Source organism: Mycobacteriales bacterium, assembly GCA_035550055.1.
GTDB lineage: Bacteria > Actinomycetota > Actinomycetes > JAFAQI01 > JAFAQI01 > DASZTV01.
This window is the reverse complement of sequence record DASZRO010000033.1, coordinates 16,592-30,310: the sequence shown is the minus strand read 5'-3', so window position 1 is coordinate 30,310 and position 13,719 is coordinate 16,592. Positions and strand designations below refer to the sequence as shown.

The window sequence follows — 13,719 nt, the reverse complement described above, 5'->3', positions numbered from 1 at the left end:
CCGGCGACCGGGACGGCCACTACGGCGTGAAGCCGGTGCCGAGCGGCTGGGTGTAGCCCAGCATGCTGAAGCCGCCGGCCGACATGCAGACGTGCCAGCCGCCGGGCACCTCGTGGACGACGACGACGGTGAACGCGCTCGGAGCGCCAGTCAGCGGGTAGAGCTGACCAGAGACCTGCACCCCCGGCAGAGTCACCGGACCCAGCGACTGGTGGATGGTCCTGACCGAGGTCACCGTCCAGCGCGCGAGGCCCAACCCGAGCTGCTGCAACGCTGCGTCGCCGGCGACCGCCAGGTCGCTTTCGTCGATCTGGGCACGGTCGTCGCGACACAACGAGTCGTAGACCCCGGTCCAGTTGCGATGCGACAGGTCGCGCAGTGTGGCGTCGACGGCGCCCGTCGCCGCGCCGGGGTTCGATCGGAACAGGTAATGCCAGCCCATCGAGCCGAGGACCAAATCGGCGATCAGGAACAGCACCAGCAGCTTCGGCCGCTTCAGCCACCATTTGAGGTATTTCTGCCACCACTTCTGCGGCTTGGGCGGCTTCTTCTTCGGCGCGAGCTCGGCCATCGCCCAGGCGAGCGTGTCGCGGCCTTCGAGGGACGGCTTCTGGCCGCCGGTGTTGATCCCAGCGAACGGGTCGCGCCGTTGAATCGGCTCGAACGGCTCGCTCACGTGGGAATCATCGGCAAGCCGGCTGCCGAGTGTTAGGGGACCAAGCGGTCAGGAGCCGGTGCGCCAGTCCGGTTCGCGTTCGGCGCCGGCGTCGATGCCGTAGTCCTCGAGGCGCTCGGTCGAGCCGATCTCGACGACCCGGATCGGCTCGGCGGGCGCGGTGAGCTCCGGCTTGCTGAACGGAATGACGGACTTGTCCACGACGGTCGCCTCGGGCAGTTCGTTGTCGACCACGTTCAGCTCGTTGAACCGCCGGGCGGTCACGAGCAGCCGCCCTTCCAGTGACGCCGCGGCCTTGTTGTAGGCGTCGACCGTCTTGGAGATCTGGCTGCCAACGGTGTTCATGTAGCCCGCGAACGTGCCGATGCGGCCGTGCATCTCCTTGCCGAGGTCGAAGACCGCCTGCGCGTTCTTGGCGAGCGCCTCCTGCTGCCAGGCGTACGCGACCGTCCGCAGCACCGAGATCAAGGTGGTCGGCGAGGCGATGTGCACCCGCCTGTCGAAGGCGTAGTCGAGCAGCGCCGGGTCCTGGTCGAGGGCTGCCGCGAGGAACGAGTCGCCCGGCACGAACAGCACCACGAACTCGGGGGCCGGCGAGAGTTGTGCCCAGTACGACTTGGCGGCGAGCGAGTCGACGTGCTGACGCAGGTGACGCGCATGGGCGGCGAGTCGTTCGTCGCGGACCGCGTCCTCCGCCGCCTCATACGCCTCGAGATAGGCGGCGAGGGTGACCTTCGAGTCGACCACGATGTTCTTGCCGCCCACCAACCGGATGATCATGTCGGGCCGCAGTGCGCCGTCGACGGTGCTCAGCGTCTCCTGCTCCGCGAAGTCGCATCGGTCGGTCATGCCGGCGAGCTCGACGCAGCGCCGCAGCTGCAGCTCTCCCCAGCGTCCGCGGGCCTGCGGCTTGCGAAGCGCGCTGACCAGCGAGGCGGTCTCGGTACGAAGCTGCTCGCCGGTCACTCTGACGGACCGGATCTGCTCGGCGAGGGAGGCCTGTGCTTCCGCTCGCTTGTGCTCGATCTCGCGGAGCTGCGCTTCGACCTTGCCGAGGGTGTCGTTCAGGGGCTTGCCGGCTTGCCGGAACCGATCGTCGGCGAGGTTGAGCAGCTGCTGGTGGGTCGCCTGGAGAGACTCGGTCGACATGCGGGCGAAGGTTTGCGTCAGCTGAGTCTCGATCTGCTCTTGGCTCTTCAGCAGCGTCTGTGCCTCGACCAGGCGTGCCGACGCGACGTGGAGCTGCTGGCTGGCCGCATCCCGCTCGGCGCGCAGCTGGTCGCGCTCGGCGACGATGATGCCGCGTTCGCCTGACAGTCGGTCGCGCTCGGCCGCCGCCCGGTCGCGCTCGGCGCGCAGCTGGTCGCGCTCGGCGACCACCGCGGCGCGCTCGGTCTGGGCGGCGCCGGTCGCCGCGGCGACCTGGCTCCGAGTCGCCGCTCGTGCGATCCCAGCCCCGATGAACGCTCCGGCGAGCAGAGCGAGAGTGGCGATGACGGCGGCGTCCATGACCGAATCGTGTCGCGCCGCACCGACAAAATCCCCGACCGACGCGCCCGTGACCCGGTTGGGGTGCCTTGGGCGTGCCTGACAATGGAGTTGTGGGTCTTTCGATCGGAATCGTCGGGCTGCCGAACGTCGGGAAGTCGACGCTGTTCAACGCGCTGACCGAGAACGACGTACTGGCGGCGAACTACCCGTTCGCGACGATCGACCCGAACGTAGGTGTGGTCAATGTGCCAGACACCCGCCTCGACGTGCTGGGCAAGATGTTCGACAGCGCGAAGATCGTGCCCGCGACCGTGACGTTCGTCGACATTGCCGGCATCGTCCGCGGAGCGAGTGAGGGGCAAGGGCTCGGCAACAAGTTCCTGTCCCACATCCGTGAAGCGGATGCCATCTGCCAGGTGGTGCGGGCCTTCGCGGATCCCGACGTGACGCACGTCGACGGCCGCGTCGAGCCGTCGGAGGACATCGCCACGATCAACACCGAGCTGGTCCTTGCCGACCTGCAGACCGTCGACAGCCGGCTGCAGCGGCTCGAGCGCGAAGCGCGGATGAGGCCCGAGAAGCGCGCGGAGCTCGCCGCCGTACAGGCCGCCCGCGCCGTGCTCGACGAGGGTCGTCCCATCTCCAGCGACCCCTCCCTCGACCGCGAGGCGCTGCGCGAGTCGTTCCTGCTGACCGACAAGCCGTTCATCTACGTGTTCAACGTCGACGACACCGACCTGTCGGACGAAGGGCTGCGTGCCAAGCTGGCCGACCTCGTCGCTCCGGCACCGGCGCTGTTCGTGAGCGCGAAGCTCGAATCGGAGCTGATCGGCCTCGACGCGGCCGACGCAGCCGAGCTGCTCGCCGAGTACGGCCAGCCCGAGTCGGGACTCGCGACGCTCGCTCGGGTCGGGTTCGAGACGCTCGGTCTGCAGACGTACCTGACCGCCGGCCCGAAGGAGTCGCGCGCTTGGACGATCAAGCGCGGCGCGACCGCCCCGGAAGCCGCTGGTGTCATCCACAGTGACTTCCAGAAGGGCTTCATCAAGGCCGAGATCGTGTCGTACGACGACCTAGTCGCGGCGGGTTCGATCGCGGCAGCGCGCGCGGCCGGCAAGGCGCGCATCGAAGGCAAGGACTACGTGATGGCCGACGGCGACGTGGTCGAGTTTCGCTTCAACGTCTAGCAAGTGCGCTGCCGCGCGGTTTGTGAAGGGAATGTGGCGCCCCGCCACCGTTGCGCCTTCACAAACTCGCGGTTTGGAGATCATGCACGAGTGAACGTTTTGCGGGCGACCGCTGTAGCGGCGTTGATCGCGGTTCCGTTGGCTCTGGGCGGGACGCATGCCATCGCGGTCAGCGATGCCGCCCGGCAGGCGGGGACCGCGGCGGCGATCCACGTGGTCAGCCACAAGCGCGAGTCGCCTCGGGTCACGCAGTACCTGGTCTCGACGCCGTCGCTGGGCATGTCGAGCAAGACGCCGCTGCGGATCGACGTCATCCTCCCGACCGGATACGCAGCCCACCCCGACCGCCACTACCCGGTGCTCTACGCACTGCCGGGCACGGACAGTACGGCGGACCAGTGGGTGGACCAGACGGACACGCTGGCGGCGACCAAGGGTCTCGCTCTCATCGTCGTCTCGGTCGACGGCGGCTACAACACCGACGGCGGCGGCTGGTACACGAACTGGGTCGACCAGCACACCCGGCTCGGCACCGCTGACTGGGAGACCTTCCACACCCGAGAGGTCGTGCCGTGGGTGGACTCCCACTTCCGGACGCTTCGAAGCCGTGACGAGCGGGCGATCGTCGGGATCTCGCAGGGCGGGTTCGGCTCGCTGTCCTACGCGGCCCGCCACCCGGACCTGTTCGGGGCTGCCGCCGCCTTCTCGGGAGCGGTGGACGTCTACCAGAACCCGGTGTGCGAGGCCGGCGCGAGCGCGCTCATCTCCGCCATCGTCGCCACGGACGGGGTGGAGCCTCTCGCTGCGTTCGGCGATCCGGTGACCGATGCCGCGAACTGGCGCGCACACGACCCGGGCTCGAACGTGACCAAGCTCCACAAGACGAAGGTCGACCTCTACGTGAGCGACGGCGTCCCCGCGCCCTCTGACCTCACCGACCCTGCAGATGCGGCCGCCGGCGCCGGGCTGGAAGCGGTCATGCACCTGTCGAACGAATGCTTCAAGGAGGCCGCCGACGCGGCGGGGCTCCACTTCGGATGGCACGAGTACGCCGTAGGCCTGCACACCGAGCCCTACATGAACCGCGACCTCCTCGACTACCTGCCGCGGCTCATGCGCTTCTTCGCCGCGCACCGCCCCGGCCCGTTCTCGAAGCAAAGGGTCGGGGCTACGACGTGAGCTGTTGAGCGTGGAAGCGGGCGTGGGCCTGGATCGCTTCCACGGTGGGGCGTGGCGTCCACCCGAGCTCACGGGTCGCCTTGCTGTGGTCGAGCGCCGGCATGAAGTGCATCAGCCGGACCGAGACGCTCGTCAGGGGGACGTCCCGCTTGAACGTGCGCCCCACTAGGTCGCCCAGCCTTCCCGCCACCTTCATCACGGTCAGCGGCAGCCCGATGCGCGGTGGCGTGCGCCCGACGGCCACCGCCGCGGTCGCCAGCAGCTCCCGCGAGGTCATCATCCGGTCGGAGATGATGTAGCGCTCACCTGACCTGCCGTGGGCCTCGGCGAGCAGGAACGCCCGCGCGGCGTCCTCGACGCCGACGACCTCCATCTCCTGGTGGCGTACGTAGACCGGCATCCGGCCCGCTGCGACCGCCTTGATCAGCTGGCCATGCGCGACCGGACCGAAGTCGTCGGGCCCGAAGGTGGTCGACGGGCACAGGACGACCGCGTCGAGGCCGCGTTCGCGTTGGTAGGCGAGGACGAGGCGTTCGGCCTGCAGCCGGGACTGGATGTAGGGACCGCCGAGATGCGCCCACTCGTGCGGGGTGTCCTCTGTGGCGAAGCCCGTGCCGGGATGACCGATCGTGCCGATGGTGCTGCAGAAGATGAAGCGTCGTACGCCGGTGGCCACCGCAGCGTCGAGCGCGTGACGCAACCCGTCGACGTTCGTCCGGAACAGCGGAGCCGGGTCGTAGAGCGACGGTCGCGCGTCCACGATGCAGTAGAAGACGGTTTCGACGCCTTGCATCGCCCGGGCGATCGAATCGTCGTCGTGGAGCTCGCCCGCACACCGCGTCACCGGCAGCCCGTCGAACGCCCGGCTGGAGCTCGCCGGTCGCACCCACACCCGCACGTCGTCGCCCCGCGCGACGAGCTGCCGGACGACGTGAGAGCCGAGATACCCGCTGGCGCCCATCACCAGCTTGGGACCACCGCTCGGCGCGCTCGCACCGGCAGGTTCCGGCGCCGTCATCCGCCGGCCCGTCCCACCCGGTCGGCAGCCAAGCGTTGCAGCCGCCGCCGCAGCCGGTCCGAGACGAACACGGCGAACAGCGGGGTCCGGATCTCCTCGCGCAGCCGCGTCAGCTTCGACGACGCGATGCGCCACGACCCGTCGACCTTCTTGTAGGTCTCGTGGTAATGCCCGAACCCGTGCAGCGTCAGGCCGGGCGCGAACCTGACGACGTCCTGCATCGCCCAGACGCCCTTGGCTGAGGTCGCCGACAGCACCTCGAGCTCCGGCTGCTGCACCTGGTGGACCGTGACCGCCTTCGCCAAAGTCGCGTGGACGAAGGCGACGAAGCGATCGGCGCCCTCGATCACCGTGCCTCCTGCTTGCGAGGTGTCGCTGACGAAGTCGTCGGCGAAGACTTCCCGGAAGGCTGACCAGTCCTTGGTGTCGAGCGTCCGGCAGTACCTCGCTTTGAGCTGCTCCAGCGCGCGCACGTCGTCGGGGTCGGAGGCCACGGCGTCAACCTAAGGGACGCCGCCCTGCGGCTGGCGTCACCGATCGGCGATCGCGGTCCGCTCGTAGAGCACTCGTCGTGCGTCACGGGCGGCGAGCACCCACCGTGGGTCGGCGGCGAGGTCACGCACGATGGCGTCGTCCGGCTTCGCCAGTACGCACGTCGCACCGAAATCGGTCAGGGCCGCGGCACCGGCGCGACCGTCGAGCAACGCTTGCTCACGACCGAGCAGGGCGCGGCCGTACAGCACGTTGCGGCCGTCCTGCGAGACGCGCAGCGCCGGACCTCGCTGCAGGCTGATCCATCCGCCGTCGTCGTACTCGTTGAGCAGGACGCATCGTGGCGGGATGGCGTCGAGGAGCCGGACCGACGGGAAGTTCGCGGCGGTTGGTTCGCCCGACGCCGTCAGCTGTACGACCCCTACGGCGGTCAGCAGCGCGGCGACGACGGCGGCTCCGACGTCGAGCAGGCGTCGGTACGACGTGAGGCGCTGGCTGATCCGGTCGGCGCGCGTCACAGCGGTCGCGGCCACGATGCCGACCAGGAGGAGCGGTGCCACGAACCTGACCACCACCAGCGACGCGGCAGCCAGGACGATCGCGGCGCCGAGCCAGACGTCGCTGAGCGCTTCGAGATCGCTACCGCGTTCACGTCGCCACACCGCCACCATCAAGGCGACGAGCAGGACACCTACGCCGAGCTCGGCAAGCACGGTTGCCGGGGCGTGCAGCACGGAGTCCCACTCGACGATGACGCCGGCCGAGGCGGCGCGCGTCCGCTCGCTGTCGGCGAAGACCGACCAGCCGAACGGCCCGCACAGACTGCCGACCAGCACGAGGCCCGGCGCCGCCGCCAGCCGGAGCGCTGAGGGGACGTCCAGCTCCCGCCGCCGCAACAAGCTGACACCGCGTACGACGGCACACCCGGCGGCGACCACGATCCCGCTGGCTGCGGCCTCGTGGATGTTCAGCCACACCGCCTGCAGGACGAGCAGTGCCACGCCCCAACGCCAGACATCCAGACCGCGCGCGGTGAACAGCCGGGCGATCAGCAGGAGCTCCAGCAGCTGGAAGCTGTAGGACACCGTCTGAGCCCGGGCCGACAACCAGCCCAGCAGGAGCGGGCCGAGAAACAGGCTCACCCAGTACCCGTCCCGCAGCCGCACCCGAAACGCGTGTGCCGCAACGACGACCACGACACCGAGCGCCACGATGGTGATGCCGAGGAACACCTGCAGCCCGGCGATGCCGCCGAGCCGGTAGGCGACCCACAGCGCTACGTCGTACCCCCACTCATTCGGATGCCAGGCCACCCCGAATCGGGTCCACGACAGGTCGTCTCGCAGGTGGACGCTGTGCGTCGCGAGGATCTGCTGACCGGTCCGCACGCCCCAGAACGTGTCGCCTTCGGCGAACACACTGAGCCGGACGAGAGCCAGCGCGGCGAAAGGCGCAAGTCCGATCGCGAGCGGCCGCACGCGCAACGGCCGCCCGGGCATGGCGCGAGTATCCCGCGGTGTCGCGCGACCGACGTGTGATGCGGGGACGTGCGTCGTTCGCCGCGGCGTCAGGAAAAGTTCGATCGCGACGTCCCGGGACGCCGGCACCATCGCTCGATAGGGTTCGCGGATGACTCGGATCGGATTCATTGCGTGTGCCATCGCGTCGTCGTTTGCCGTCGCTGCCTGTGGGGGGAGCAGTTCGGGCGGGTCGGGGTCCGCGAGCTCGTCGACCGCTCCGCAGTCGAGTACGCCGGCATCGGCCACGAGTGCGGCGTTCGACAAGCCGGCGTCGCGCGCGGCCGCCGAGCGCGCGTTGCTGACGACCAGTGACTTCCCGGCCGGCTGGACCAGCAGCCCGTCGGACAACTCGGACAACGCAAAGCAGGACGCCCAGCTCGCCGCGTGCCTGCACGTCTCGCCGAGCACGTTCGGTGCACCCGGCCCCGACGGCGTCGAGGTGGACTCGCCGGACTTCGCGCCGCCGGGCAACACCGGCGCCGACGTGTCCGAGACGGTCGACGTCGGGACGACCGCGAAGGCCGACACCGAGTTCGGCGTCCTGAGCTCGGCGAAGCTGCCCGGCTGCCTGGACACCGTGATGGGCCCGTTCCTCAAGCAGAGCCTGGCGAAGGACCCGAGCACGAGATCGGCCAAGATCGGCACACCCAAGACGACGCACCTCGCGTTCCCGTCGCTCGGCGACGAGACCGACGCGTTCACGTTCACGGTGCCGTTCCAGATCGAGGGTCAGACCGCGACCGTCTACATCGACTTCGTGTTCATCCGCAACCAGAACTCCGGGGTCGAGCTGTCGTTCACGAGCATCGAGCAGCCCTACGACCTGTCCAGCGCGCAGACGATCGCCCGCAAGGCCCTCGCCAAGCTGATTGCCGCGAAGATCCCGTCGGCGTGATGCTCGGGGGCAAGTCGATCCTCGTCATCGGGGTCGGCCCAGGCCTGGGCAGGGAGATCGCACGGGTCGCTCACCGCGACGGGGCGAGTGTGTTCCTCGCGGCGCGACGTGAGGACAACCTTCGGGCCGCGGCGGCGGAGCTCGACCCGACCGGCGAACGCGTCGGGCACTGCGCCACCGACATCACCGACCCGGAGCAGCTCGCGCAGCTGATGGCCGCCGTCGACGATCGGTTCGGCAAGCTGGACGGCCTTGTGATCTGCGCCAGCTACGACGCCGGCATGGGCGGGATCGAGGCGACCAGCGACAAGCAGTGGCGGGACACCTTCGAGGTCAACGTGTTCGCGACCGCGGCGACGGTCCGAGCCGCGTTCCCGCTGCTCAAACGACAGGGGGGCTCGGTGGTGTTCATCGGGTCGCAGCAGTGGGTCTTCCCGGCACGTGACGTGCAGCAGCTCGCCTACGGTTCGTCGAAGGGCGCGGCGGTGTCGATGATGTACGGCCTCGCGCCCGAGCTCGGTGCCCACAAGATCCGGGTGAACACCGTCGTACCGAGCTGGATGTGGGGTCCCAACGTCGGCATGTACGTCGACTGGCAGTCGGGCGTCCAAGGCCGGTCGAAGGACGAGATCCGCGCGGACCTCGACGCGAAGTTCGCGTTGGGCGAGATGGCGACCGACCGCGACGTGGCGGAGGCGGTGGGCTTCTTCCTGTCTGACCGCGCCCGCAGCATCACCGGGCAGTCCTTGCTCGTCAACGCCGGCGAGCTGGCGCGCTGACGGCGCTCAGCCTCAGTCGTCGTTCGCGATCCGCAGCGTGTTGATGAACGTCGCGAGCATTCCGTAGTGGCCCACGAGCAGCAGGAACTCGATCGCATCTCGCTGTGACAGGTGGCGCTGCAGCTCGTCCCATGTCGCGTCCTGCAGGTTGCGGGTGGCGTGCAGCTCGTCCGCCGCGGACAGCAGCGCCCGTTCGCGGGGTGGCCAGCCGTCCAGCGCCTCGCTCGTCGCCCGGTCGATGTCCGCGGTCGACAGGCCGGCTCGCCGACCGAGCCGCTGATGGTGATGCAGCTCGTACTCACAGTTGTTGTTCCACGCGGTGCGCAGGATGACCAGCTCGGTGTCGCGGCGGGGGAGCTTGCCCCGCGGCATCATCCGGCCGGCGAAGAACAGCCATCCGCGAAACAGCGACTGGTGACGCGCCATCGTCGTGAAGAGGTTCGGCAGGCCGTTGACCCGAGCCGCCTTCGCTCCCGCGGCGATCATCGTCCAGTTGGCGACGCCGATCTCCTCCCGGGTGCCGGGAGTGATCCGGGGCGCGGTCACGAGTCGGTCTTCATCGCGCGGTACATGCCCGCGTTGGCGACCCGCATGATGACGTTGTACAGGTGCGGCGCGGTGCGCTTCACCAGGTAGAGCAGCCGGATGTCACCACTGGTGTAGACCAGGAAGCGCTTCGCGATCACGCCGCGGATGATCGCCTGCGCCGCCTGCTCAGGGGTGACCGCGCGCTTGCGGAACCGCGCCTGCATCTTCTGGAAGCGCTTGCTCGACGTGTCCACCCCGGCGACCTCGATCGTCGACGTGAGGGGGGTGTCCACGCCGCCAGGACACACGACGCTCACCGCGATCTTGTGTCGGCGCAGGTCGTAGCGCAGCACCTCCGAGAGTCCTCGCAGGCCGAACTTGCTTGCGCTGTACGCGCCGTGCCAGGGCAGACCGATCAGACCCGCGGCCGACGCCACGTTGACCAGATGACCGCCGCGGCCGGCTTCGATCATCTTGGGCAGAAACGACTCGATCACCTGGATCGGGCCCATCAGGTTGACGTCGATCACGGCCTGCCACTGGTCGTGACGCATCCGGTCGACGGTTCCCCAGATCGCGATGCCGGCGACGTTCATCACGATGTCCGCCGCGGTGGCTTGCGCGTGCACCGCCTCCGCGAAGCCGCGCACCTCGTCGATGCTGCGGATGTCGAAAGCGCGTACCGCTCCGACGCGCCCACCCGCCGCGGTGACGGCGGCGGCCGCGTCCTCGAGCAGGGTCGCGTTGCGATCGGCGAGATGCACGATCGCACCCCGGTCGGCGGCCGCCAGCGCGACCGCTCGGCCGATGCCGCTCGCTGCCCCGGTCACCACGACGTGCTTTCCGTCGAAGGCGGGGTGCGGGTTCATCGGAGCTCCTCGGGTCGGCGTGGGGACATCATGGCGTCAGACCGACACCGGCACATTCGGCACCCAGCGGTCGCCCGGCGAACCGGTCGGCGAGCCAGGTGACCGCGGCCGGATCCGACACGAAGCCACCGGTGATGTGGTCCGGCGCCGCGATGGCGCGGAACTCGACACGGGCGCCACGCGCACACCAGCGGTGGTAGAGCTCGACCGCCTGCGGGTACGGCAGCACCTCGTCGGCCGGGCTCTGTTGCAACAGGATCGGCGCCGCCGGCGCGGAGCCGCCGAGGTGGTTCAGCCGCATGATCCGCTCGATCGCGGGGAGCGTGAACAGGTTGCGCGTGGTGATCGACCGGGACTTGGTGAACGGCAAATAGTCCAGCGACGCGTCTTCGAGGCATGACCCTTCGAGCTTGCGGACGTCGGTGCGTCCCTGAGCGGTCAGATACCGCCGCAAGTGAAGCGACGGGTACGCCGCCTGCATCCCGATCGCGGTGTACGGGATCAGGAAGGAGAACGGTCCGCCGTCGAGCGAGTGGGCGATCCGTTGCAGGTTCGCGATCACGCCACCGACCGCGCCGCCGACGAGGGGAAGGTCGGGTGCGTACGACGGCTGAAGCTGCACCGCCCAGCCCGCCGCGCCCCCGCCCTCCGAGTAGCCCATGATCCCGGCCGGGCCGTGCGCCGGGATACCGGCCGGCGCGAGGTTGCGGGCCGCGCGCATGACGTCGAGCAGCGACGGCCCGAGGGCTCTGCCAATGGCGTAGGTGTGGTCACCGGGCGTGCCGAGGCCCGGGTAGTCCGGCACCGCGACCGCCCACCCGTGGGACAGCAGCTGTGCGATGTTGGCGGCCTCGTACTCGGTTCCGGACTGGAGTGCGGCGGACGCGGCGCACTTGTCGGCCAGACCCTGGCTGCCGGGCGCGAACCCGACGAGCGGCCGCTGCCCGGCGTAGGGAGTCGTCGGGACCAGGACGGTGCCCGAGTCGACGATCGCGGTCCCCGTCGCGGACGTCGACCGGTAGGTGATGCGCCACGCCGCCGCCGCGAACGGCACGCCCGGCAGGAGGTAGTCGGTGACGCGCGAGGCGCTCACGATCTGCCCTGCTGCCCGGTCGGCGGCGCCGCGGCCGGCCTGGGCCCGTGCCACTGCCGGGGTGACCAAAGTGGCCGTCAGAGTGACCGTCAGCACGGCAGCCGCAATCGCCGTGCGGTGGCGCGTGCGGGACATCTTCAGAAACATATATGTTTCTGAAGCTCGCGGCTAGTCGTCGAGGTGAAAGGTGAACATCCTGCTGGCCACGATGCGGGCCCCAATGGCGTCGTCGGAGGTGTCCAGCCACTCCTCGAACGCCGGACCCTGAAGCGGCAGGTAGTGGTCGAGCATGGCTTGCCGCAACATCGCACCGTATTGGGAATCCGAGAACTCGAACAGCTCCGCCCGGCCGTGCACGCTCACCTGGAGCGACTCACCCGGCAGGTGCACCGCCGTGACGGCGGGCCGAGCACGCAGGTGGCGCATCCGCAGCGAGTCGCGGCCGGAGCTGAAGTACCAGCTGCCGTGGATCAGGTAGCCGTCGACGGCGCCCGCAAGGGGCCGGCCGTCCGCGGTGACGGTGGCGACGGTCAGCAGGCGCATGCCGGTCAGCCGCTGGCACAGCTCGTCGGCGCTGAGCCGCCGCTCGGCGCTGATGATGTCGCTGAGGTGGGCGCCACCCGACGCCGCGCTGTCATCGAGCACCCGCTGCAACGTGGCGATCTCTTCCGGCGTCTCGTACATCTCACGGACGGTAACCGCCCGGTACGACGGGTCGGTCCGGCTGAAGCGCGACGGACGGTGGCGGTCAGCCGGACTGGGCGACCAGGTCGTCCACCCGGTGCGCGTACTCGATGTCGAGCGCGGTGACTCCGCCCGCGGAGTGCGTCGACATGACGATCGTCACGTCCTCGCCGGCGATGTCCAGCTCCGGGTCGTGATCCATCTCTCTCGCGATGCGCTCCATCTCCTCCAGAAGCGCCGGCTGCTCCACGGGGTTGACGGTGACCGTTCGCTGGATCGCGGACCGGTCACCATGCCAGCTCGGCAAGCCGTCGAGTGCCTTGTTGAGGGATTCGTCGTCCAGCAGCTCCGCCATGGCTGTCCTCCTCGCCGAAGATGGCCTCTCTGTGCGGCATAGCCTGCCAGCGTGCCGATCAACCCTCCCGCGCGCCGCATGCTGCTGGTGCACGCGCACCCGGATGACGAGACCATCGGGACCGGCGCGACGATGGCGAAGTACGCCGCCGCCGGCGACGGCGTCACCCTCGTCACGTGCACGCTCGGCGAGGAGGGCGAGATCCTCGTGCCCGAGCTCGCCCACCTGGCCAGTGACCGCGACGGCGGCCTCGGTGAGCACCGGATCGGCGAGCTGTCCGCCGCGATGTCGGCCCTGGGTGTGACCGACTACCGGTTTCTCGGCGGGGCCGGCCGGTGGCGCGACTCCGGCATGGCCGGTACGCCGACGATGGACAACCCGGACTCCTTCTGGCGCGCCGACCTCGAAGAAGCCGTCGGCGAGCTGGTGAAGGTCATCAGGGAGGTCCGCCCGCACGTCGTCATCTCCTACGACGCGAACGGCGGCTACGGCCACCCCGACCACATCCAGGCCCACCGCGTCGCCGTCGGTGCATTCGAGGCAGCCGGTGACGCGCAGCGCTTCCCGGACGCGGGCCCGCCGTGGGCGCCGAAGAAGCTCTACCAGACCGCGCTCCCGCGCTCGCTGCTCGTCAAGGCGTACGACGCGCTGGTCGCGCTCGGCGAGCAGGCACCGTTCGGGGTGAGCTCGCCGGACGAGATGAACATGGGTGTGCCCGACGACGAGGTCACCACCGTGATCGACGCCCGCGAGCACCTGCCCGCCAAGATCGCGGCGATGCGGGCCTACCCGACACAGATCTCGGTCGACGGCCACTTCTTCGCGTTGTCGAACGACATCGGCCAAGGGGCGTTCGGCATCGAGCACTACACGCTCGTCGCGGGTCCGCGGCCGGCCCCCGGCGAGCTCGAGACCGACCTGTTCACCGGTATCGGCTGAGCCGATCGCGGCGG

General features: G+C 69.6%; 15 protein-coding genes. 5 read left to right on the top strand and 10 right to left on the bottom strand.

Translation table 11 applies throughout. The features are described 5' to 3' along the window. Positions 1–19: 19 nt before the first annotated feature. Complete coding sequence (locus VG899_05845; GenBank protein ID HWA65875.1) at positions 20–676, bottom strand: hypothetical protein; 657 nt, start codon at positions 674–676, stop codon at positions 20–22. Between the two features lie 48 nt (positions 677–724). After that, entirely contained in the window at positions 725–2,185 is a 1,461-nt protein-coding gene (gene rmuC, locus VG899_05840; protein ID HWA65874.1) for a DNA recombination protein RmuC, read from the bottom strand. Positions 2,186–2,277: 92 nt separating this feature from the next. Here rmuC and ychF point away from each other — a divergent pair, with 92 nt between their 5' ends. Then, a complete protein-coding gene (gene ychF / locus VG899_05835; protein HWA65873.1) occupies positions 2,278–3,354 on the top strand; it encodes a redox-regulated ATPase YchF in 1,077 nt (358 codons plus the stop codon). Between the two features lie 90 nt (positions 3,355–3,444). Beyond that, positions 3,445–4,533 (top strand): alpha/beta hydrolase family protein, encoded by a 1,089-nt coding sequence (locus VG899_05830; protein ID HWA65872.1) that lies wholly within the window; start codon positions 3,445–3,447, stop codon positions 4,531–4,533. Here the strand turns inward: VG899_05830 and VG899_05825 are convergent. The 3 genes from VG899_05825 to VG899_05815 are packed head-to-tail and all read right to left on the bottom strand — an operon-like array spanning position 4,523 to position 7,542. After that, entirely contained in the window at positions 4,523–5,551 is a 1,029-nt protein-coding gene (locus VG899_05825; protein HWA65871.1) for an NAD-dependent epimerase/dehydratase family protein, read from the bottom strand. The genes VG899_05830 and VG899_05825 overlap by 11 nt on opposite strands. Then, positions 5,548–6,045 carry a nuclear transport factor 2 family protein gene (locus VG899_05820; protein HWA65870.1) on the bottom strand — a complete coding sequence of 166 codons (498 nt, stop codon included), beginning with the start codon at positions 6,043–6,045 and terminating at the stop codon, positions 5,548–5,550. The genes VG899_05825 and VG899_05820 overlap by 4 nt, the downstream gene beginning before the upstream one ends. A 36-nt stretch (positions 6,046–6,081) precedes the next feature. Further along, entirely contained in the window at positions 6,082–7,542 is a 1,461-nt protein-coding gene (locus VG899_05815) for a hypothetical protein (protein ID HWA65869.1), read from the bottom strand. 130 nt (positions 7,543–7,672) lie between these two features. On the opposite strand from VG899_05815, the gene VG899_05810 reads away from it, so the two are divergent. Both VG899_05810 and VG899_05805 read left to right on the top strand, forming a co-directional pair. Continuing rightward, positions 7,673–8,458 carry a hypothetical protein gene (locus VG899_05810; protein HWA65868.1) on the top strand — a complete coding sequence of 262 codons (786 nt, stop codon included), beginning with the start codon at positions 7,673–7,675 and terminating at the stop codon, positions 8,456–8,458. Then, positions 8,458–9,237, top strand: coding sequence for an SDR family oxidoreductase (locus VG899_05805; GenBank protein HWA65867.1), 780 nt, complete (start codon positions 8,458–8,460; stop codon positions 9,235–9,237). Before VG899_05810 ends, VG899_05805 begins: the two co-directional genes overlap by 1 nt. Before the next feature lie 12 nt (positions 9,238–9,249). On the opposite strand, the gene VG899_05800 is transcribed toward VG899_05805, so the two are convergent. The 5 genes from VG899_05800 to VG899_05780 all read right to left on the bottom strand — a co-directional run bounded on the left by VG899_05800 (position 9,250) and on the right by VG899_05780 (position 12,766). Beyond that, on the bottom strand, positions 9,250–9,783 hold the full coding sequence (locus VG899_05800) for a carboxymuconolactone decarboxylase family protein (protein HWA65866.1): 534 nt from the start codon (positions 9,781–9,783) through the stop codon (positions 9,250–9,252). Next, the gene (locus VG899_05795) at positions 9,780–10,634 is read right to left on the bottom strand and encodes an SDR family oxidoreductase (GenBank protein HWA65865.1); all 855 of its coding nucleotides are present in this window, start codon (positions 10,632–10,634) and stop codon (positions 9,780–9,782) included. Before VG899_05795 ends, VG899_05800 begins: the two co-directional genes overlap by 4 nt. Before the next feature lie 28 nt (positions 10,635–10,662). Continuing rightward, a complete protein-coding gene (locus VG899_05790; GenBank protein HWA65864.1) occupies positions 10,663–11,862 on the bottom strand; it encodes a lipase family protein in 1,200 nt (399 codons plus the stop codon). 33 nt (positions 11,863–11,895) lie between these two features. Then, positions 11,896–12,411 (bottom strand): pyridoxamine 5'-phosphate oxidase family protein, encoded by a 516-nt coding sequence (locus VG899_05785; GenBank protein HWA65863.1) that lies wholly within the window; start codon positions 12,409–12,411, stop codon positions 11,896–11,898. Between the two features lie 64 nt (positions 12,412–12,475). Then, entirely contained in the window at positions 12,476–12,766 is a 291-nt protein-coding gene (locus VG899_05780) for a 4a-hydroxytetrahydrobiopterin dehydratase (protein ID HWA65862.1), read from the bottom strand. A gap of 51 nt (positions 12,767–12,817) precedes the next feature. Between VG899_05780 and mshB the strand changes: the two genes are divergently transcribed. Continuing rightward, a complete protein-coding gene (mshB, locus tag VG899_05775) occupies positions 12,818–13,705 on the top strand; it encodes an N-acetyl-1-D-myo-inositol-2-amino-2-deoxy-alpha-D-glucopyranoside deacetylase (protein HWA65861.1) in 888 nt (295 codons plus the stop codon). Positions 13,706–13,719: the final 14 nt, after the last annotated feature.